Here is a 20,383-nt window from a genome sequence, read left to right as displayed (position 1 = left end):
GACACCTCCGAGGAGCACCCCGCGGACGAGCGCGTCGCGGAACCCGCCGTCGCGCTGCCCGAGGCGATGCGTGCGGCGCTCGCGGACTTCGAGGTCCACCTCGAGGTGGCACAGGGGACGTCGGCGCACACGGTCCGCGCCTACACCGGCGACGTCGAGTCGTTGCTGCGGCACGCCGTCCGCCACGGCGCGGCGGCCCCGCGCGACGTCGACCTCGCCGCGCTGCGTGCGTGGCTCACGACGCAGTCGGAGCGCGGGTTGGCCCGGGCGACCCTCGCCCGACGCGGCGCGGCGGCGCGCGCGTTCTTCGACTGGGCGCGGCGCACGGGGCGTGTCGACTCCGACCCGGCGGCGCGGCTCGCGAGCCCGCGCGTGCCCCGCACCCTGCCGACCGTCCTCGCGGTCGACGCGGCGGCGCGCCTGCTCGACGCCGCGCGCGAGGCCGCCGTCGAGGGTGAGCCGGCCCGGTTGCGCGAGTGGGCCGCCGTCGAGCTCCTCTACGGGGCCGGGATCCGCGTCGGCGAGCTCGCGGGGGTCGACGTCGACGACGTGGACCTCGCGCAGCGCGTGGTCCGGGTGCTCGGGAAGGGCGACAAGGAGCGCGTCGTGCCGTTCGGCGTGCCGGCGGCGCGGGCGGTGACCCGCTGGCTCGACGTGGGACGGCCCGCCCTCGTCACCGCGCGCTCGTCCCCCGCGCTCCTGCTGGGCGACCGCGGGGGACGCTGGGGGCAGCGGCAGGTCCGCGAGGCGGTGCACCGCCTCGCCGCGGCGGCGGGCGTCGACGACGTCGCCCCCCACGACCTGCGGCACAGCGCCGCCACGCACCTCCTCGCCGGGGGCTCGGACCTGCGCAGCGTGCAGGAGATCCTCGGGCACTCCTCGCTCGCGACGACGCAGCGCTACACGCACGTGACCGCGGAGCGGCTGCGCACCTCGTTCGAGCAGGCGTTCCCGCGCGCCTGACGCTGGCCGTGGTCCGCCGTGGTCCGCCGTGGTCCGCCGTGACCCGCCGCGGCCCGCGCGGTCAGGCCTCCCCGAGGGGAAGCAGCACGATCGGCGGCCGGTCGCCGAGGAGAGCCAGCGGGTCGAGGTAGCGCTCGCCGCGTCGCACGCCCCAGTGCACGCACGTGGCGGCGCAGTGGCTCCCCGCGGCGCTCTCCGCGGCCTGCACCGTGCCGAGCACGGACCCGGACGTCACGCGCTCGCCGCGCCCGACCGACGCCGTCACGGGCTCGAGGGAGGTGCGCAGCCCGTCGTCGTGCAGGACGACGACCACGTCGCGCCCCGCGACGGGCCCGGTGAACGAGACCACGCCGGGGGCAGGGGAGCGGACGGTCTCCGCGGGGGCGGCCGCGAGGTCGACGCCCCGGTGCCCCGGCAGCCAGTCGTGCTCCGGCGGGTCGAACGGCGCGAGCACGTCCAGGTCGGCGACCTCCCGGTCGAGCGGGGGAACCCACCCGCGCGACGCGGCTCCCTGCCCAGGCCCGGGAGTCGACGCCGCTCCTGCCACGGGTGCGGCGAGGACCACGAGCGCGCCGAGCACGAGGACGGCGCCGCGGAACCGGGCAGGACGCATGGTCGTGCCGCCAGACTGCCCGACGGCCGGGTGCCCGGGCAGGTGATCGGTCGTGCGGCCGGACGGCCCGTCGGCGAGACGGACCGCACGGCGGGCGGGCGGGTGAGCGGACGGGAGACGAGCGCGGTCGAGGGTCACGGGGTCAGGGTGCCGGAGTCACGCCGACGGGCGCGGACGCGTCGGGCTCGGCTGTGGACGAGCGGCCCGCGCGACGGCGCACGACGGCGGCTGTGGTCGGCCCTGCCGTCGGGTAGACTTGCCGCTGCGACCGGCGCGTTCGCCGTGCCCGGCCCGAGGGACCACCTCGGCCGAGGACGGAGCCGGTCGACTTCGCGCGTCACGTCCTCGCCCTCGTCTCCCGGTTCGTCCGGGTCGGGGTGGGGCCGCGTCCGGCGTCGGTCCTGCTCGCACCGTCCACGGTGCGTCGCAGGCGTCGGCACGGGTGGCGCCAGGGGTGCGACCACCAGGGTCGTCACCGACAACCGCACCGCGGTCCGTCCCACGGGAGGGGCCGCCAGAAGCGTGCGCGCACCGGGTGGATCCCGGGCCGCACGGCGAAAGGACGTGTCATGGCCGTCGTGACCATGCGCCAGCTCCTCGAGAGCGGTGTCCACTTCGGGCACCAGACCCGCCGTTGGAACCCGAAGATGAAGCGCTTCATCTTCACCGAGCGCAACGGCATCTACATCGTCGACCTCCAGCAGTCGCTGTCGTACATCGACCGCGCGTACGAGTTCGTCAAGGAGACCGTCGCGCACGGCGGCTCCATCCTCTTCGTCGGCACCAAGAAGCAGGCCCAGGAGCCCGTGGCCGAGCAGGCCGCGCGCGTCGGGATGCCCTACGTGAACCACCGCTGGCTCGGCGGCATGCTCACCAACTTCACCACGGTGCACAAGCGTCTCCAGCGCCTCAAGGAGCTCGAGGAGATCGACTTCGACGACGTCGCCGGCTCGGCGCTCACGAAGAAGGAGCTCCTCGTCCTGCGTCGCGAGAAGGACAAGCTCGCCCGCACGCTCGGCGGCATCCGCGACATGGCGAAGGTCCCCTCCGCCGTGTGGATCGTCGACACGAACAAGGAGCACCTCGCGGTCGACGAGGCGCGCAAGCTCCACATCCCGATCGTCGCGATCCTCGACACGAACTGCGACCCGGACGTCGTGGACTACAAGATCCCGGGCAACGACGACGCGATCCGCTCCGTGACGCTGCTCACGCGGGTCATCGCGGACGCCGTCGCCGAGGGTCTGCTCCAGCGTCACTCGGGCCGTTCGGGCGCCGAGGCCGAGGCGGGCGCCTCCGCCGAGCCGCTGGCCGAGTGGGAGCGCGAGCTCCTCGCCGGCGCCGAGCAGCAGCTCGAGGCGGACGAGAAGGCCGCCGAGGCGAACGTCGAGGCCGCCGCGGCCGAGGGCGTGGCCGAGGCTGCCGCCGAGGTCGCCGCCGAGGAGCCGGGTGACGCCACCGCCGAGGTCGTCGAGGAGGCCGCCGCCGAGGCTGCCGTCGTCGCGGACGCCGAGGCCGTGGTCGCCGACGCCGAGGCCGACGAGACCAAGTGACGTCCCGGGGTGGGCGACGGGCGACCGTCGCCCACCCCGTGCCGTACCACCGGCGTACCGGGCACCCACGCGGTGCCGCCAGCACGTCGCTTGTGACGAAGTACCCGTGACGAACCACGAGTGAGGAACCACCATGGCGAACTACACCGCCGCTGACATCAAGGCCCTGCGCGAGCGCACCGGCGCCGGCATGCTCGACGTCAAGAAGGCTCTCGACGAGGCGGGCGGCGACGCGGACAAGGCGCTCGAGATCATCCGTGTGAAGGGTCTGAAGGGCGTCGCCAAGCGCGAGGGCCGCTCGACCTCCGAGGGCCTCGTCGCCGTCGACATCCGCGACACCGAGGGTGGCCAGGTCGCGACGCTCATCGAGCTCAACTCCGAGACGGACTTCGTCGCGAAGAACGACACGTTCATCTCCCTCGCGGACCGCGTGCTCAAGGCCGCGGCCGAGGCCGGTGCGCGCGACGCGGACGCGGCGCTCGCCGCGGACGCGGACGGCGAGACCGTCCAGCAGGTCATCGACAACCAGGCCGCGACGCTCGGCGAGAAGATCGTCCTGCGCCGCGTGACCCGCGTCGCGGGCGAGCGCGTCACCGCGTACCTCCACCGCACCGCGCGCGACCTGCCGCCGTCGATCGGCGTCGTCGTCGCCACGGACGCCGCGGGCGAGGCCGTCGCGAAGGACGTCGCGCAGCACGTCGCCGCGATGTCCCCGACGTACCTCTCGCGCGACGAGGTCCCGGCCGAGACGGTCGAGAACGAGCGCCGCATCGCCGAGGAGACCTCGCGCAACGAGGGCAAGCCCGAGGCCGCGCTGCCGAAGATCGTCGAGGGTCGCCTCAACGGCTTCTTCAAGGACGTCGTGCTCGTCGACCAGCCGCTCGCGAAGGACCCGAAGAAGACGGTCGGCCAGGTCGTCTCCGAGGCCGGCGGCACCATCACGGAGTTCGTGCGCTACCGCGTCGGCGCCTGACGCCCCCGTCGGCCCGGCCCCGTCGTCTCGTGGACGGCGGGTCCGGGCCGACCGCGCACCCGGGCCAGGCCCGGGCGCGCGACGACCGCCGACGTGCCGCACCATCAGGTGGACGACGGCGGAGCAGGACCACCCCGCCCCACCGGGCCAGGACGAAGGACAGGTGTCGACAGTGACGGCAGGCGAGCAGACCGAGCCCCGGACGGGGACCGAGCACCGGCGGGTGCTCCTCAAGCTGTCGGGCGAGACGTTCGGCGGCGGGCAGATCGGCCTCGCGCCCGACGTCGTCCAGCGCGTCTCCCAGGAGATCGCGGCCGCGGTCGAGCAGGGCGTCCAGGTCGCCATCGTGGTCGGTGGCGGCAACTTCTTCCGCGGGGCGGAGCTCTCCCAGCGCGGGCTCGACCGCGCGCGTGCCGACTACATGGGCATGCTGGGCACGGTCATGAACTGCCTCGCGCTCCAGGACTTCCTCGAGCAGGCCGGGGTGAAGACGCGCGTGCAGACCGCCATCGCGATGGGCCAGGTCGCCGAGCCGTACATCCCGCTGCGCGCGATCCGGCACCTCGAGAAGGGCCGCGTCGTCATCTTCGGCGCCGGCGCCGGGATGCCGTACTTCTCGACCGACACGGTCTCCGTGCAGCGCGCCCTCGAGACGCACTGCCAGGAGGTCCTCATGGGCAAGAACGGCGTGGACGGCGTCTACACGGCGGACCCGCGCACGGACCCGTCGGCCACCAAGCTCGACCACCTCACGTACACCGACGCGCTCGTCAACGACCTCGGGGTCATGGACGCGACGGCGCTGAGCCTGTGCCGGGACAACGACGTGCGCATGCGCGTGTTCGGCATGAGCGAGCCGGGGAACGTCACGCGCGCCCTGGTCGGCGAGAATATTGGCACACTGGTCACGACCGACTGACACCGGTGCGACCAGGCCGGTGACCCCGGCCACGACCGCACGGACCGACCCACGACGAACGACGAAGGAGCACTGGTGATCGACGAGACCCTCCTCGAGGCCGAGGAGAAGATGGACAAGGCCGTCGAGGTGGCCAAGGAGGACTTCGCCGCGATCCGCACGGGCCGTGCGAACGCCGCGATGTTCAACAAGATCACGGTCGACTACTACGGCGCCCCGACCCCGCTGCAGCAGCTCGCGTCGTTCACGGTGACCGAGGCGCGCACGATCCTCGTCTCGCCGTTCGACAAGAGCTCGATGACCGCGGTCGAGAAGGCGCTGCGCGACTCCGACCTCGGGGTGAACCCCTCGAACGACGGCAACGTCGTCCGGGTCGTCCTGCCCGCCCTCACGGAGGAGCGCCGTCGTGACTTCGTGAAGCTCGCGAAGTCGAAGGCGGAGGACTCGCGCGTCGCGATCCGCAACGTCCGCCGTCGGGCGAAGGAGGAGCTGGACCGCATCGCGCGCGACGGCGAGGCCGGCGAGGACGAGGTCGCGCGCGCCGAGAAGGAGCTCGAGGTCCTCACGAAGGCGCACGTCGACCAGGTCGACGCGCTGCTCGCGGGCAAGGAGAGCGAGCTGCTCGAGGTCTGAGCACCTCGTCCGGCGAGCTCCTCCACGCACCGATGACCGACACCTCCTCGACGTCCGCAGGCAAAGGCACGACCGCGGCGCGCGCACCCAAGGCGGGCCGCAACCTCCCCGTGGCGATCGCGGTGGGCCTCGGCCTGCTCGCGCTCGTCGCGGTCAGCCTCGCCTTCCGGCCCGAGCTCTTCGTGCTGCTCGCGACCGTCGCGGTGGGCGCGGCGCTGTGGGAGCTCGCCCAGGCGTTCCGGCGCCGCGACCTGCACCTCCCGCTGCTCCCGCTCCTCGTGGGCACGGTCGGCATCCTCGTCTCCTCGTACTACTCGGGGCCCGAGGCGCTGCTCGTCTCCTTCATGCTCACCGTGGCGGGGGCGGTGGTCTGGCGCGTGATCGACGGGTCGGGCACGGCCGCCGTGCGCGACGCCGCCGCCGCGACCTTCGCGGCGGCGTACCTGCCGTTCATGGCGGGCTTCGTCATGCTCATGCTCGCCGCACCGGACGGGCGCGTGCGGGTCCTGCTCTTCATCCTGCTGGCGGTGGCGAACGACGTCGGCGGGTACGTCGCGGGCGTCCTGTTCGGACGGCACCCGCTCGCCCCGTCCGTCAGCCCCAAGAAGTCGTGGGAGGGGCTCGCCGGGTCGTTCGTGCTGGCGACCGCCGTCGGGGTCGTCGGCGCGGTGGTGGGGCTCGGCGCGAGCCCGCTGCTCGGCGTCGCGCTGGGCGTCCTGGCGCCGCTCACGGCGACGATCGGCGACCTCGCCGAGTCCATGATCAAGCGGGACCTAGAATTGAAGGACATGGGGTCGCTCCTGCCCGGCCACGGAGGCATCCTCGACCGGCTCGACTCCATGCTCCTCACCGCCCCGTTCGTGTACGTGCTGCTCGCCCTGGCCGTCTGACGGCCCGGCTCACGGCGCGGCGCACCCGTCCGCACCGCCCCCCACGCTTGGACCTCCTCATGACCGTCCGTTCCGTCCGCCCGTCCGCGGAGTCGAAGCCGCTGCCGCTCGTCATGTCGGCCCCGCGCCGCGGCAAGCCGCCGCGCCACTTCGCCGACCTCGCGCCCGAGGAGGTGCGGGACGTCGTCGTCGAGCTCGGCGAGAAGCCGTTCCGCGCCAAGCAGCTCGCGACGCACTACTACGCGCACCTCACGCGCGACCCCGAGGCGATGACGGACCTGCCGAAGGCGACCCGGGACGTGCTCGCCGAGGCGCTCTTCCCGCCGCTGCTCACGGCGGCGCGGCGCATGGAGGCCGACGGCGGCACGACCGTGAAGACGCTGTGGCACCTCTTCGACGGCGCGAAGGTCGAGTCGGTCCTCATGCGCTACCCGCAGCGCTCGACCCTGTGCGTGTCGAGCCAGGCGGGCTGCGGCATGGCGTGCCCGTTCTGCGCGACGGGGCAGCTCGGCCTGACGCGCAACCTCTCGGTCGCGGAGATCGTCGAGCAGGTGCGCTCCGCGGCCCGATCGCTCGCGGACGGCGAGATCCCGGGCGGCCCGGCGCGCCTCAACAACCTCGTGTTCATGGGCATGGGCGAGCCGCTCGCGAACTACAAGGCCGTCATGGGCACGGTGCGCCGTCTGGTCGCCCCCGCGCCCGACGGGCTCGGGATGTCCGCCCGCAACATCACGGTGTCGACGGTCGGGCTCGTGCCCGCGATGCGCAAGCTCGCCGACGAGGGGATCCCGGTGACCCTCGCGCTGTCGCTGCACGCCCCGGACGACGACCTGCGCAGCGAGCTCGTGCCGATCAACACCCGGTGGAGCGTCGACGAGACGCTCGACGCGGCCCGGCACTACTTCGAGGTCACGGGCCGCCGCGTGAGCATCGAGTACGCGCTCATCAAGGACATGAACGACCACGCGTGGCGCGCCGACCTCCTGGGCGAGAAGCTCAACGCGCGCGGCCGCGGCTGGGTCCACGTCAACCCGATCCCGCTCAACCCGACGCCCGGATCGATCTGGACGGCCAGCGACCCTGCCGTCGAGGCGGAGTTCGTGGCACGATTGCGCGGTCACGGGATCCCGACGACGATCCGTGACACCCGCGGCAGCGACATCGACGGCGCCTGCGGGCAGCTCGCTGCAGAGGAGGACGAGTGAGTTCGCTGTTCACCACGGTGTCGAAGACCCGGAACGGGTACGACCCCGAGGAGGTCGACGACTTCTTCGAGCACGCTCGTGACGTCTACGAGGGCCGGGTGTCGGAGCGGCTCACGAGCACCGAGATCCAGGCGTCGGTCTTCGACCTGGTCCGTGGCGGCTACGACACGCACGAGGTCGACGCCGCCCTCGACCGGCTCGAGGGCGCGTTCATCGCGCGCCAGCGGGCCGAGTACGTCGCGGCGCACGGGCAGCAGGCGTGGATGAACGCGCTCGCCGAGCGCGCGCGGACGCTCTACGGGCGCCTCGGTCGTCCCGACGGCGAGAAGTTCACGCTCGCGGAGCGCGGCAAGCCGGCCTACGACATCGACGACGTCGACGACCTGTGCGACCGGCTCGTCGCCTACTTCGACCGCCAGGTCCCGATCACGGCGGCCGAGATCCGGTCCGCGACGTTCGGCCGGGCGCGCGGGCGCGACGGCTACGCGGAGGGTCCGGTCGACGCGTTCTTCGCGCGCGCCATCGAGGTGCTGCTCGGCGTCGAGTGACGACGCCCCGCCGCGCGTGAGCCTCGACCCCCGGGCGACGCCGATCCGTCCGCTGCGGCGCGCGGTCGCGTCGCTTGCGACGTTCAACGCCCGCCACCCCTGGAACCACAACGAGCACTTCCACGGCTGGGTCGTGCGGCGCGTGCCGCACGACGCCCGCGTCGTGCTCGACGTCGGCTGCGGCGCCGGCGTGCTCCTGGGCCGGCTGCGGGCCCGGGCCGCCGAGGTGCACGGGATCGACGCCGACGCGGGCATGGTCGCGCAGGCCCGGGCGCGGCACGCTGCCGACCCCGCCGTGACGGTGCGCCGGCTCCGGTTCGACGACGTCCGCTCGCCCGACGACGTCCGCTCGCCGGGCGGGACGCCCGGGCCGGGGACCGGTTCCCCGGAGCACCGCGGGTACGACGCGGTGGCGATGGTCGCGGTGCTGCACCATCTCGAGCTCGACGAGGCGCTCCGGCACGCGCGGGACCTCCTCGCGCCGGGCGGCCGTCTGCTGGTCGTGGGGCTCGCCCGGGTCGCCACGGCGCGGGACCTCGCCGTCGACGTCGCGTCCGCGCTGCTCAACCCGCTCGTGGGCCTCGTGAAGCACCCCCGCCGCGCCCGACCCGAGGACCCTGGGCCCGACGCGCCGGGCATGCCCGTCCGGGACCCGCGGCACACCGTGGACGAGGTCGCCCGCACGGCCCGGGTGCTGCTGCCGGGCGCGCGCGTGCGCCGTCGGCTGTTTTTTCGGTACACGCTCGAGTGGACGGCGCCGCGCTGACCGCACGACCTCCCGGTGCGGTGCACCGCCCGCGGCCTGGAAGGATGGGAACCATGCCCGACGGACCTGCACCCACCCCGCGCACCGTGACGATCCTCGGCTCGACCGGGTCGATCGGCACGCAGGCGATCGACGTCGTCCGGGCCCACCCCGACCGGTTCCGGGTCGAGGCGCTCTCGGCGGGCGGCGGCGACGTGGACCTGCTGGCGCGCCAGGCCGCCGACCTGGGCGTGCGCGCGGTCGGCGTGGCGGACGCGACCCGTGCGGCGGCCCTGGCCGAGGCGCTGTCGGCGGCCTGCGCCGGTCGCGAGGAGGTCCCCGAGGTGCTCGCCGGACCCGATGCCGCGGCCGAGCTCGCGGCGCGGGGGAGCGACGTCGTCCTCAACGGGGTCACGGGGTCGGTGGGCCTCGGCCCGACGCTCGCCGCGCTGCGCGCCGGGTCGACGCTCGCCCTCGCGAACAAGGAGTCGCTCGTCGCCGGGGGAGCGCTCGTCCGCGCAGCCCAGCAGCGCCCGGACCAGATCGTCCCGGTGGACTCCGAGCACTCGGCCATCGCCCAGTGCCTGCGGTCGGGGACGCGACCGGAGGTGCGCCGGCTGATCCTCACCGCCTCGGGCGGCCCGTTCCGCGGCTGGGAGGCCGACGCGGTCAAGGCCGCGACCGTCGACCAGGCGCTCGCGCACCCCACCTGGGCCATGGGCCCGGTCGTCACCGTGAACTCCGCGAGCCTCATGAACAAGGGTCTCGAGCTCATCGAGGCGCACCTGCTCTTCGACGTCCCGGCCGACGACATCACGGTCGTCGTGCACCCGCAGTCCGTCGTGCACTCGATGGTCGAGTTCGTCGACGGCTCGACGATCGCGCAGGCGTCGCCGCCGGACATGCGCCTGCCCATCGCGCTCGGGCTGTCGTGGCCCGACCGGCTCGACCCCGTGACGCCGCCGTGCGACTGGTCCGCCGCGACGTCGTGGACGTTCGAGCCGCTCGACGACGCGGCGTTCCCCGCGGTGAGGCTCGCGCGCGCGGCCGTGGCGGCGAGCGCCACGCACCCGGCGGTGTACAACGCGGCGAACGAGGAGGCCGTCGCGGCGTTCCTCAGCGGACGCGCAGGTTTCGGTGACATCGTGGCGACGGTCGAGCGCGTGCTCGCGGCGCACGACGGAACCCCCGCGGACGCGCTGACGTTGGAGCACGTGGCGGAGGCGGAGACCTGGGCGCGCGCGCGAGCCCACGAGCTGCTGGACCGCCGGTGACGAGCAACCGTCGGGGCGGGACGACCGCCCTGGACGTCGAGAGGGAGCAGAGGGAACGATGGCCACGCTGATCGGCATCCTGGTGATCGTGGTCGGGATCGTCGTCTCGATCGCGCTGCACGAGGTCGGGCACATGGTGCCCGCGAAGAAGTTCGGCGTCCGCGTGAGCCAGTACATGGTCGGCTTCGGCCCGACCCTGTGGTCGCGCACGAAGGGCGAGACCGAGTACGGCCTCAAGGCGATCCCGCTCGGCGGCTACGTGCGCCTCGTGGGCATGTACCCGCCCGCACCCGCGGGCGCCCGCCCCCGCGGCAGCGGGTTCTTCTCCCAGGTCGTGGCCGACGCGCGGGACGCCAGCACGGAGGAGATCCGGCCGGGCGAGGAGCACCGCGCGTTCTACAACCTCTCCGCGCCCAAGAAGGTCGTCGTCATGCTCGGCGGTCCCTTCATGAATCTCCTCATCGCGTTCGTCCTCATGGCGATCGTGTGCGTCGGCATCGGCCTGCCCGCGGTCACCACCACGGTCGGCTCGGTGAACGCGTGCGTCCCGTCCGCCGTGACGGACGAGGAGCAGGAGTGCGCCGCCGACGCCGACCCCTCGCCGGCCGCCGCCGCGGGGCTCCGGCCGGGCGACACGATCGTGGCGTTCGACGGCGAGGACGTCACCTCGTGGGACCAGCTCTCCGGCATGATCCGCGGCGCCGCCGGCCAGGCCACGCCGGTCGTCGTCGAGCGCGACGGCGAACAGGTCGACCTCACCATCACGCCGGTCGAGGTCGAGCGCCAGGTCGTCGCCGAGGACGGCACGCCCGTCGTCGACGACGACGGCGAGCCCGTCACGAAGCCCGCCGGGTTCGTCGGGTTCGCGCCGACCGTCGAACGCACGCCCGCCGGGATCGGCGTGGCCGCGGAGGCCACGTGGCAGCAGGTGAGCGGCACGGCGGGCATCATCGTCACCCTGCCGGTCAAGGTCTACGAGGCCGCCCAGGCCGCGTTCACCGACGCGCCCCGCGGGCAGGACTCCGTGATGAGCGTCGTCGGGGTCGGCCGGGTCGCGGTGGACGTCGCGGGCGCGGAGAGCCCGGTGCTCGACCGCGTGGTGACCATGCTCCTGCTGCTCGCCGCGCTGAACGTCGCGCTGTTCGTCTTCAACCTCATCCCGCTCCTGCCGCTCGACGGCGGGCACGTGGTCAACGCGCTCTACGAGGGAGCCAAGCGCACCGTCGCGCGCGTCCGCGGTCGCCCGCGCCCGGGACCGGCCGACCTGGCGCGCATGATGCCGGTCGCGTACGTGATGTTCGTGGTCCTCGTCGGCGTCGGCGCCCTGCTGATCCTCGCCGACATCATCGACCCCGTCCGCCTCACGTAGCCCGGCGCGTCGCCCGAGGCCTCTGCTCCACCGGGAGGCGTGCGTGGAGGTGCCGCGAAGATGTGCGGGACCGCGCGGAAAGGTGACGTCCCGGACACCCGGCGGTGCCCCGTTCGACGCTCGCCGGGGGATACTAGGGGCGTGAGCGTACCCATCAGTCTCGGAATGCCTGCCGCGCCGCCGCCGGTCCTCGCGCCGCGCCGCAAGAGCCGCAAGATCAAGGTCGGCAAGGTGGACGTCGGCGGCGACGCGCCGATCAGCGTCCAGTCCATGACGACGACGCCGACGACGGACATCAACGCCACCCTCCAGCAGATCGCGGAGCTCACGGCGTCGGGCTGCGACATCGTGCGAGTCGCGGTGCCGAGCGCGGACGACGCGCTCGCGCTGCCGGCGATCGCGAAGAAGTCGCAGATCCCGGTGATCGCCGACATCCACTTCCAGCCCAAGTACGTGTTCGCCGCGATCGACGCGGGCTGCGCCGCGGTGCGCGTGAACCCGGGCAACATCCGCAAGTTCGACGACCAGGTCAAGGAGATCGCGAAGGCGGCGTCCGACGCGGGCGTGTCCCTGCGCATCGGCGTGAACGCCGGCTCCCTCGACCCGCGCCTGCTCGCGAAGTACGGCAAGGCGACGCCCGAGGCGCTGGTCGAGTCGGCCGTGTGGGAGGCGTCGCTGTTCGAGGAGCACGGCTTCCACGACTTCAAGATCTCGGTGAAGCACAACGACCCGGTCGTCATGGTGCGGGCGTACGAGCTGCTCGCCGAGGCGGGCGACTGGCCGCTGCACCTCGGCGTGACCGAGGCCGGCCCCGCGTTCCAGGGCACGATCAAGTCGGCCACGGCGTTCGGCGCGCTGCTGAGCAAGGGCATCGGCGACACGATCCGCGTCTCGCTGTCCGCGCCCCCGGTCGAGGAGGTCAAGGTCGGCAACCAGATCCTCCAGGCGCTCAACCTGCGCCCCCGCAAGCTCGAGATCGTCTCCTGCCCGTCGTGCGGCCGCGCCCAGGTGGACGTGTACACGCTCGCGGAGAAGGTCACGGCCGGGCTCGAGGGCATGGAGGTGCCCCTGCGCGTCGCCGTCATGGGCTGCGTCGTCAACGGCCCGGGCGAGGCGCGTGAGGCGGACCTCGGCGTCGCGTCGGGCAACGGCAAGGGGCAGATCTTCGTCAAGGGCGAGGTCGTCAAGACGGTCCCCGAGTCGCTCATCGTCGAGACCCTCATCGAGGAGGCGCTGCGCATCGCGGAGACCATGACGCCGGAGAACGACGCGCAGGCCGGTCCGCCGGTCGTCACGGTCGGCTGACCCCCTCGTGAGCCGCTGGCGCCCGTCGGTCCCGGCACTGCGGCCACGGGCGCGCGCCGGGTCGGGCGACGACGCGGCCGAGCGGGCCCGCGTGCTCTCCGACGCGGACGTCCCCGAGGCGCTCGCGGTGTGCGCGGGCGACCCGGTCGCGTCGACGCTCGCGGCGGCGCGGCTCGCCGTCGCGCAGCACGCCGGCCTGCACGCCGCGGGCGGCCAGGCGTGGGGCTTTCCCGCCGTCGGTCCGCTCGAGGCGGTGTGCTGGGCCGGGGCGAACCTCGTGCCGGTCGTCCCGGCGTCGCTCGACGCCGACCGCGCCCGCACGGCGGTCGCGGCGTTCGCCGCGCTCGCGCGGCACGCGGGGCGGCGGTCGTCGTCGGTCGTGGGCGAGCGCGACGCCGTGCTGGCCCTGTGGGACCTGCTCGCCCCGCACTGGCCGGCGCCGCGCGAGATCCGGGCGAACCAGCCGTCGCTCGCGATCGACCGCGACCCGGACGTCGAGCCCGACCCGCACGTGCGCCGCTCCGTCCCGGCGGAGGTCCCCGTGGTGCTGCCCGCGTGCGTGCGCATGTTCACCGAGGAGGTCGGCTACTCGCCGGTCGAGGGCGGGGGCCGCGCGTACGAGGAGCGCGTCCGTTCGCTCGTGCTCGCGGGCCGGTCCTTCGTCCGCATGGCCGCGGAGCCCGGCCGCTCGCCGCACGTGGTCTTCAAGGCGGAGCTCGGCGCGGTGACGCCGCGCGTCGCGCAGGTGCAGGGCGTGTGGGTCGACCCGCGGTACCGCGGGCAAGGGCTCGCCGCTCCGGGGATGGCCGCCGTCGTGCGTCTCGCGCGCGAGCCCGGGCTCGCGGACGCGGCGCGCGGTGCGGCGCCTCCCGTGGTGTCGCTGTACGTCAACGACTACAACGCGGCCGCGCTCGCGACGTACCGCCGGGTCGGGTTCGAGCAGGTCGGGACCTACGCGACCGTGCTGTTCTGACGGCGCCCGCCCCGGAGCGCGCGCCCCGCCCGGCGGGTCCTCACTTGAGCAGGCGCGACATCCGCCGGTCGGCGAGGACCTGGCCCCCGGTCTGGCACGTCGGGCAGTACTGGAGGCTGCGGTCGGCGAAGCTCACCTCGCGCACGGTGTCGCCGCACACGGGGCAGGGCAGCCCCGTGCGCCCGTGCACGCGCATCCCCGCGCGCTTCGCGTCCTTGAGCTCGGCGGCCGGCTTGCCCGACGCCGCCGCCACGGCCTCGGCGAGCACCTCGCCCACGGCGGCGTGCACGCGCGCGACCTCGTCGGGCGTGAACGAGCGCGTGAGCTTGAACGGGCTCGTGCGCGCCGCGTGCAGGATGTCGTCCGAGTAGGCGTTCCCGATCCCGGCGATCGACGACTGGTCGCGCAGCAGCCCCTTCACCTGCTGGTTGCGCGCCGCCATGAGCGCCCCGAGCGCCTCGGGCGTGAAGGCCGGGTCGAGCGGCTCGACGCCCAGCGTCTCGATCGCCCGGACCTCCTCCGGGTGGCGCACGACGTGCACCGCGAGCCGCTTGCGCGTCCCGGCCTCCGTGAGGTCGAACCCGGAGCCGTCGTCGAACCGCACGCGCAGCGCGAGCACCGCGGCCTTCCCGCCACCGCTGCCGCCGAGGCGCGGGCGGACGGGCGTCGTCGGCGCCTTCTCGGACCAGCGCAGCCACCCGCCCCGGGCGAGGTGGAACACGAGGTGGACCTCGGCGTCGGGCCCGGGCGCACCGGTCCCGTCGGCGGCCTCGGCGAGCACGAGGTCGAGCCACTTGCCGTGCCGTCGGGCGCCCGTGACGACCCGCCCCACCAGGGCCGAGATCGGCGGGTCGAACGTCTTGAGCGCGGCGATCTGCGCGACGTCCGCGGCCACGACCGTGCGGCCGGTCGCGCGGTCGTCGAGGAACCGGACGAGGGCCTCGACCTCGGGCAGCTCGGGCATGGGGACATCCTCCCCGCCGGTAGGGTGGGGCGCATGTCTTCCGTCACGTCCGGCGCGCCCGCCGCGGCCTCCACCCGCGTCCGGGGCGCCGACCTCCTGCGCCTGTCCACCCTGTTCGTCCGGACGCTGCGCGAGGACCCGGCCGACGCCGAGGTCGCGAGCCACCGGCTCCTCGTGCGGGCGGGCTACATCCGTCGCGCCGCCCCCGGCATCTACACCTGGCTCCCGCTCGGCCTGCGCGTGCTGCGCAAGGTCGAGGACGTGGTCCGCGAGGAGATGGCGGCCGCGGGCGCGCAGGAGGTGCACTTCCCGGCGCTGCTGCCCAAGGAGCCGTACGAGGCGACGGGCCGCTGGACGGAGTACGGGCCGAACATCTTCCGCCTCAAGGACCGCAAGGACGGCGACTACCTCCTCGCGCCCACCCACGAGGAGATGTTCACGCTCCTCGTCAAGGACCTGTACTCGTCGTACAAGGACCTGCCGCTGACGATCTACCAGATCCAGACGAAGTACCGCGACGAGGCGCGTCCCCGCGCGGGCCTCATCCGCGGGCGCGAGTTCGTCATGAAGGACGCGTACTCGTTCGACACGACGGACGAGGGCCTCGAGCGCTCGTACGAGGCGCAGCGCGCGGCGTACCGGCGCATCTTCGACCGGCTCGGGCTCGAGTACGTCATCGTCGCCGCCACGTCCGGCGCGATGGGCGGGTCGCGCTCCGAGGAGTTCCTCACCCCGACCGCGATCGGCGAGGACACGTTCGTGCGCTCGCCCGGGGGCTACGCCGCGAACGTCGAGGCCGTCGTCACGCCGGTGCCCGAGGCGGTCGACTACGCCGACGCGCCGGCCGCGCACGTCGAGGACACGCCCGACACCCCGACCATCGCCTCGCTCGTCGAGCTCGCGAACGCGCGCTACCCCCGCCAGGACCGCGCGTGGACGGCGGCCGACACGCTGAAGAACGTCGTGCTCGCGCTGACGCACCCGGACGGCCGCCGCGAGGTCGTCGTCGTCGGGCTGCCGGGCGACCGCGAGGTCGACCTCAAGCGCGTCGGCGCGGCGTTCGAGCCCGCCGAGGTCGAGCCGGCCACGGACGCCGACTTCGCCGCCCACCCCGAGCTCGTCAAGGGCTACATCGGCCCGCAGGTGCTCGGCCCGAACGCGCGCCGCGAGGCGCCCGCGGACGGCGCGTCCGACGCGCCGGCGGGGGAGACCCCCGAGCGGCACTCGGTGCGCTACCTCCTCGACCCGCGCGTCGTCGCCGGCACGCGCTGGATCACCGGCGCGAACGCGCCCGGCCGCCACGTGTTCGACCTCGTCGCCGAGCGCGACTTCGCCGCCGACGGCACGGTCGAGGCCGCGGAGGTGCGCGCGGGCGACCTCGCGCCCGACGGCTCGGGCCCGCTCGAGCTCGCGCGCGGCATCGAGATCGGCCACATCTTCGCGCTCGGCCGCAAGTACGCCCAGGCCCTCGGCCTCACGGTGCTCGACGAGAACGGCAAGCAGGTCGTCGTGACGATGGGCTCCTACGGGATCGGCGTCACGCGCGTCCTCGCGGCGCTCGCGGAGGCGAACCACGACGACGCCGGGCTCGCGTGGCCCGCGCACGTCGCGCCCGCGCAGGTGCACGTCGTCGCCACGGGCAAGGACGCGAGCGTGTTCGAGGAGGCCGAGCGCCTCGCGACCGAGCTCTCAGGTCGAGGCGTCGAGGTGATCTACGACGACCGGCCCAAGGTCTCGCCCGGCGTGAAGTTCAAGGACGCCGAGCTCCTCGGCGTGCCGCTCCTGCTCGTCGTGGGCCGCGGCCTGGCCGACGGCGTCGTCGAGGTCCGCCCGCGCGCGGGCGAGGCGGCGCAGGTCACCGTCGAGGACGCCGTCGAGCACGTCGCGGGCCGGGTCGCCGAGCTCCTCGGCTGACCGTCCGAGCAGCCTCGGGGCGCCCCGGTCCGGATCCCCGGGCCGGGGCGCTCTGCTGCGCTCACGGCCGCGCGGTGTGGCGCTCCGGGTGCGCGCTGCGCGGGGTCGTCGGTGCACCAGGCCGCCCGCGGGAGTCGGCCTCGCGCCCGTGCGTGCGAGCCGGGCGCGCTCAGCCTGCCGTCTGCTCCGGCAGGCCCGGGAACGCGACGGGCGCCTCGCCCCACGCGACGGCGCTCGCCCACGCGTCCGCGAGGAGCGCGACGGCCTCGGCCCGGGACGTCGGCGCCGCCGCGGCGACGAGGCTCGCGTACGTCTGCGCGAGCCCCGACTCGACCTGGCGCGCGAGCGCGGCCGCGTCCGTGCCGTCGGGCAGCGCGTAGGCGACGCGACGCGGGTCCTGCGGCGTCCCGTCGGTGCCCGCGGCGAGGGCCCAGCCCTGCGCGCGGGCGCGGTGCTGGGCGGCGCGTGCGACCGCGGCGGTGCGCACGTCGCCCTCCGACTGCGCGGCACGCACCTCGTAGCCGTACCCGGCGGCGTCCTCCGCCTCGACGAGCGTCGCGAGGTCCGCGGCGCCGACGCCGCCGGGCGCGTCGTCGACGGGCGGCGGCTCGGCGAGGCCCGCCGCGGCCGTCGAGCCCGTGGCCGCGGCGAGCCGCTGCGCCGAGACGTGCTCCGAGGCGGCGACCGACGCGAGGAGCCGCGCGAGCCGCGCGTCCGGCGAGGCGTCCGCCGCCGCGCCCGTGCGCTCGGCCGCGCCCACGAGCGCGGTGACGACGTCGTCCGTCGTCGCGGTGCCGGGGGCGGGCGTGCCCGCCGCGTCCGTGCCCGTCCCCGGGGCGTCGGTCCCCGCGGTGCCGGTCTCGGCGTCGCCCGCGACGTCGCCCTCGGGCTCCGTGGGCTCCTCGAGGCCCGAGTCGTAGACCCCGCCGAGCGCGTCGACGTGCCGGTCGGCGAACGCGGCGGCCTCGCCCAGCACGGCGAGCGCGGCCGGGTCGGTCACCCGGGGCGTGACGTCCGCCACCAGCGCGGCGACCGCGAGCGCGTCGTCGACGGCCCCGGAGCGGAGCACCTCGACCGTGTCGGGGGAGGGCTCCGTGGGCGGCGGCGTGTCCAGCCGGACGCCGCACCCGGCCGCCAGGACGCCCGTCGCGAGCACCGTGACCACCGCGAGCAGACGGCGGGCACGGGCCGCGGGACGGGTCCGCCGGGCTCGGGGGGCGGCGTCGGCCGCGGTCGCGTGGGGAGTCATCGGGGGCGATGATGTCACGTCCGGGGCCCGCGAGTCGTTAGGCTGGTCCCCGTTCCGACGTCCCGCGAGCGGGGGTCGGAGCACCCGAGACAACAACACACCGGTCGTCTGGCGTACCCGGCGTGGGACACGGACAGGAGCTGAGTCATGGCAGGGCAGGCGGGCGGTCAGTCCGGCAGAGGGTCCGGAGGCGACGCGGCGGCGCACGCGCTCCGGGAGAGCGTCCGCGAGGCGGTCGAGCCCGCGGTCCGCGACGCCGGGCTCCACCTCGAGGACGTCACGGTGTCGCGCGCGGGTGCTCGTTCGGTGGTGCGCGTCGTGCTGGACCTCCCCGACGACGTCGAGGGCAGCCTCGACCTGGACGCGGTGGCCGAGGCCACGCGCCCGATCTCCGCGGCGCTGGACACGGTGGACCCGCTCCACGGCGCGTACACGCTCGAGGTCTCGACGCCGGGCACGGACCGTCCGCTCACCGAGCCGCGCCACTTCCGGCGCGCCCGCGGCCGTCTCGTGCGGCTCGTCCTGACCGACGGCGGCACGCTCGAGGGTCGCCTGCGCTCCGGTTCTGCGGTCGAGACCGAGCTGGTCCTCGACGTCCCCGGCGCGCGCGGCGCGGTGACGGAGCGCGTGGTGCCGCTCGCCGACGTCGTGCGCGGCGAGGTGCAGGTCGAGCTCAAGCGCGCCCTCGAGGCGGACCTGCCCGAGCTCGACGGCGCCGCCGACGAGACGACCGACCACGACGAGGAGGCCTGACGATGGACGTGGACATGAGCGCGCTGCGCCTGCTGGAGCGCGAGCGGGACATCAGCCTCGACGTGCTCGTCGCCGCGATCGAGCAGGCCCTGCTCTCGGCGTACCACCGCACCCCCGACGCGTACACCCGTGCACGCGTCGAGCTCGACCGCAAGACGGGCCACGTGACGGTGTGGGCGCGCGAGGAGCTGCCGGCTCCCGAGACCGACGACGAGGACGCCCCGCGCGGCCCCGTCGAGTACGGCCCCGAGTTCGATCACACGCCCGCCGACTTCGGGCGCATCGCGACCTCGACCGCACGCCAGGTCATCGTCCAGCGCCTGCGCGACGCGGAGGACGACCAGATCCTCGGCACGTTCCGCGGCAAGGAGGGCGAGGTCCTCGCGGGCGTCATCCAGCAGGGCCGCGACCCGCGCGTCGTGCTCGTGGACGTGGGCGGCACGGAGGCCGTGCTCCCGCCGCACGAGCAGGTCCCCACGGAGGAGTACGTGCACGGCGAGCGCCTGCGCGCCTACGTGCTCGAGGTCGCCCGGGGAATGAAGGGCGCGCAGATCACGTTGAGCCGCACGCACCCGAACCTCGTCCGCAAGCTCTTCGAGCTCGAGGTCCCCGAGGTCGCCGACGGCTCGGTGGAGATCACGGCCATCGCGCGCGAGGCGGGGCACCGCACCAAGGTCGCCGTCCGCTCGCGCGTCCCGGGTCTCGGAGCCAAGGGCGCGTGCATCGGGCCCATGGGCTCGCGCGTGCGCGCGGTCATGGCGGAGCTCCACGGCGAGAAGATCGACATCGTCGACCACAGCGACGACCCGGCCCAGTTCGTGGCCAACGCGCTGTCCCCGGCGCGTGTGTCGTCGGTCACGGTGGTCGACGAGGTGGCGCGCGCCGCGCGCGTCGTCGTCCCGGACTTCCAGCTCTCCCTCGCGATCGGCAAGGAGGGGCAGAACGCCCGCCTGGCCGCGAAGCTCACGGGGTGGCGCATCGACATCCGTTCGGACGAGGGCGGCGCCCCGGCCGAGGGGTCGGACGGTGCCGCTCCCGCAGGTCCTCGCGCTGCCGACCGGTAGCCGCGGGGCGTGGGACGGTCACGGATGACGGACCGGCGCGGTAGACTGTCATCGACCGGGCCGCGAGCCCGCACCTCGACCATGCCCCCGGACTCCACGACCCACCCCGTTCCCACGGGATCGGTTCCGGTCCGCACGTGCGTCGGGTGCAGGCAGCGCGACCTGCGGTCAGCTCTTCTCCGTCTGGTCCTCGACCGGTCCGGCGCGGGCACCGACGAGCCACGGCTCGTGGTGGACGCCGGGCGGTCGCTGCCGGGTCGCGGTGCGTGGCTCCACGCGTCGACCCGGTGCCTCGAGACGGCGGAACGCCGGCGGGCCGTCCCGCGGGCCCTGCGTGTCGCCGGGCCCCTCGACCTCGCCGCGGTCCGCGCCGCGATCGAGGCCCGTCCGGGAGAGCGTCTCTGAGCCATGCGTCACGGCCCCGTCCGTACGGGGCCGCCAGCACGACACGTCGACAAGGAAGCGGGTTAGAAGCC

At 74.7% G+C, this 20,383-nt stretch carries 20 protein-coding genes; 17 read left to right on the top strand and 3 right to left on the bottom strand.

Annotated elements, in window-relative coordinates; all coding sequences use genetic code 11:
- Positions 1-66 precede the first annotated feature (66 nt).
- Complete coding sequence (locus GWJ10_RS16255) at positions 67-963, top strand: tyrosine-type recombinase/integrase (protein WP_163188604.1); 897 nt, start codon at positions 67-69, stop codon at positions 961-963.
- Between the two features lie 61 nt (positions 964-1,024).
- Here GWJ10_RS16255 and GWJ10_RS16250 read toward each other — a convergent pair whose 3' ends face one another.
- Complete coding sequence (locus tag GWJ10_RS16250) at positions 1,025-1,714, bottom strand: M23 family metallopeptidase (RefSeq protein ID WP_241005861.1); 690 nt, start codon at positions 1,712-1,714, stop codon at positions 1,025-1,027.
- 431 nt (positions 1,715-2,145) lie between these two features.
- On the opposite strand from GWJ10_RS16250, the gene rpsB reads away from it, so the two are divergent.
- From rpsB to GWJ10_RS16190, 12 genes are all read left to right on the top strand, one after another.
- Positions 2,146-3,129: a 30S ribosomal protein S2 gene (gene rpsB, locus GWJ10_RS16245; protein ID WP_034652460.1), complete on the top strand. Its 984-nt coding sequence runs from the start codon at positions 2,146-2,148 to the stop codon at positions 3,127-3,129.
- Positions 3,130-3,262: 133 nt separating this feature from the next.
- Positions 3,263-4,102: a translation elongation factor Ts gene (tsf, locus tag GWJ10_RS16240; protein WP_034652463.1), complete on the top strand. Its 840-nt coding sequence runs from the start codon at positions 3,263-3,265 to the stop codon at positions 4,100-4,102.
- 163 nt (positions 4,103-4,265) lie between these two features.
- Positions 4,266-5,021, top strand: a complete 756-nt coding sequence (gene pyrH / locus GWJ10_RS16235) for a UMP kinase (protein WP_061268933.1) — start codon at positions 4,266-4,268, stop codon at positions 5,019-5,021.
- Between the two features lie 75 nt (positions 5,022-5,096).
- On the top strand, positions 5,097-5,654 hold the full coding sequence (frr, locus tag GWJ10_RS16230) for a ribosome recycling factor (RefSeq protein WP_021482015.1): 558 nt from the start codon (positions 5,097-5,099) through the stop codon (positions 5,652-5,654).
- A 32-nt stretch (positions 5,655-5,686) separates the two neighbouring features.
- The gene (locus GWJ10_RS16225; protein WP_163188526.1) at positions 5,687-6,544 is read left to right on the top strand and encodes a phosphatidate cytidylyltransferase; all 858 of its coding nucleotides are present in this window, start codon (positions 5,687-5,689) and stop codon (positions 6,542-6,544) included.
- A 59-nt stretch (positions 6,545-6,603) separates the two neighbouring features.
- Positions 6,604-7,749: a 23S rRNA (adenine(2503)-C(2))-methyltransferase RlmN gene (gene rlmN / locus GWJ10_RS16220; RefSeq protein WP_061268935.1), complete on the top strand. Its 1,146-nt coding sequence runs from the start codon at positions 6,604-6,606 to the stop codon at positions 7,747-7,749.
- Positions 7,746-8,297, top strand: a complete 552-nt coding sequence (locus GWJ10_RS16215; RefSeq protein ID WP_163188525.1) for a DivIVA domain-containing protein — start codon at positions 7,746-7,748, stop codon at positions 8,295-8,297. Before rlmN ends, GWJ10_RS16215 begins: the two co-directional genes overlap by 4 nt.
- 16 nt (positions 8,298-8,313) lie before the next feature.
- Positions 8,314-9,063 carry a class I SAM-dependent methyltransferase gene (locus tag GWJ10_RS16210; RefSeq protein ID WP_206158416.1) on the top strand — a complete coding sequence of 250 codons (750 nt, stop codon included), beginning with the start codon at positions 8,314-8,316 and terminating at the stop codon, positions 9,061-9,063.
- 53 nt (positions 9,064-9,116) lie between these two features.
- Complete coding sequence (gene dxr, locus GWJ10_RS16205; RefSeq protein ID WP_163188523.1) at positions 9,117-10,316, top strand: 1-deoxy-D-xylulose-5-phosphate reductoisomerase; 1,200 nt, start codon at positions 9,117-9,119, stop codon at positions 10,314-10,316.
- Positions 10,317-10,374: 58 nt separating this feature from the next.
- Positions 10,375-11,685 (top strand): site-2 protease family protein, encoded by a 1,311-nt coding sequence (locus GWJ10_RS16200; RefSeq protein WP_163188521.1) that lies wholly within the window; start codon positions 10,375-10,377, stop codon positions 11,683-11,685.
- Between the two features lie 165 nt (positions 11,686-11,850).
- Positions 11,851-12,990, top strand: coding sequence for a flavodoxin-dependent (E)-4-hydroxy-3-methylbut-2-enyl-diphosphate synthase (ispG, locus tag GWJ10_RS16195; RefSeq protein WP_021482273.1), 1,140 nt, complete (start codon positions 11,851-11,853; stop codon positions 12,988-12,990).
- A 7-nt stretch (positions 12,991-12,997) separates the two neighbouring features.
- Positions 12,998-13,963 carry a DUF4081 domain-containing GNAT family N-acetyltransferase gene (locus GWJ10_RS16190; protein WP_163188519.1) on the top strand — a complete coding sequence of 322 codons (966 nt, stop codon included), beginning with the start codon at positions 12,998-13,000 and terminating at the stop codon, positions 13,961-13,963.
- A 40-nt stretch (positions 13,964-14,003) separates the two neighbouring features.
- Here GWJ10_RS16190 and GWJ10_RS16185 read toward each other — a convergent pair whose 3' ends face one another.
- Positions 14,004-14,927, bottom strand: a complete 924-nt coding sequence (locus tag GWJ10_RS16185) for a DNA-formamidopyrimidine glycosylase family protein (protein WP_061268939.1) — start codon at positions 14,925-14,927, stop codon at positions 14,004-14,006.
- Between the two features lie 33 nt (positions 14,928-14,960).
- Between GWJ10_RS16185 and GWJ10_RS16180 the strand changes: the two genes are divergently transcribed.
- Positions 14,961-16,841 carry a proline--tRNA ligase gene (locus GWJ10_RS16180; RefSeq protein WP_163188517.1) on the top strand — a complete coding sequence of 627 codons (1,881 nt, stop codon included), beginning with the start codon at positions 14,961-14,963 and terminating at the stop codon, positions 16,839-16,841.
- A gap of 169 nt (positions 16,842-17,010) precedes the next feature.
- Here GWJ10_RS16180 and GWJ10_RS16175 read toward each other — a convergent pair whose 3' ends face one another.
- Positions 17,011-18,090, bottom strand: coding sequence for a DUF4439 domain-containing protein (locus tag GWJ10_RS16175; protein WP_163188515.1), 1,080 nt, complete (start codon positions 18,088-18,090; stop codon positions 17,011-17,013).
- Between the two features lie 147 nt (positions 18,091-18,237).
- Here GWJ10_RS16175 and rimP point away from each other — a divergent pair, with 147 nt between their 5' ends.
- Genes rimP through GWJ10_RS16160 form a run of 3 tightly spaced genes read left to right on the top strand, consistent with a single transcriptional unit; the run spans position 18,238 to position 20,312 of the window.
- A complete protein-coding gene (gene rimP / locus GWJ10_RS16170) occupies positions 18,238-18,843 on the top strand; it encodes a ribosome maturation factor RimP (protein WP_076406457.1) in 606 nt (201 codons plus the stop codon).
- Positions 18,844-18,845: 2 nt separating this feature from the next.
- On the top strand, positions 18,846-19,907 hold the full coding sequence (gene nusA / locus GWJ10_RS16165; RefSeq protein ID WP_021482697.1) for a transcription termination factor NusA: 1,062 nt from the start codon (positions 18,846-18,848) through the stop codon (positions 19,905-19,907).
- Positions 19,908-19,931: 24 nt separating this feature from the next.
- Complete coding sequence (locus GWJ10_RS16160; protein WP_163188513.1) at positions 19,932-20,312, top strand: YlxR family protein; 381 nt, start codon at positions 19,932-19,934, stop codon at positions 20,310-20,312.
- The last annotated feature ends 71 nt before the right edge of the window (positions 20,313-20,383 follow it).

It is taken from the genome of Cellulosimicrobium sp. SL-1 (assembly GCF_011033075.1).
Taxonomy (GTDB): Bacteria; Actinomycetota; Actinomycetes; order Actinomycetales; family Cellulomonadaceae; genus Cellulosimicrobium; species Cellulosimicrobium funkei.
Note: the sequence above shows the minus strand (reverse complement) of the source record. Positions and strands in the feature narration are given on the sequence as shown.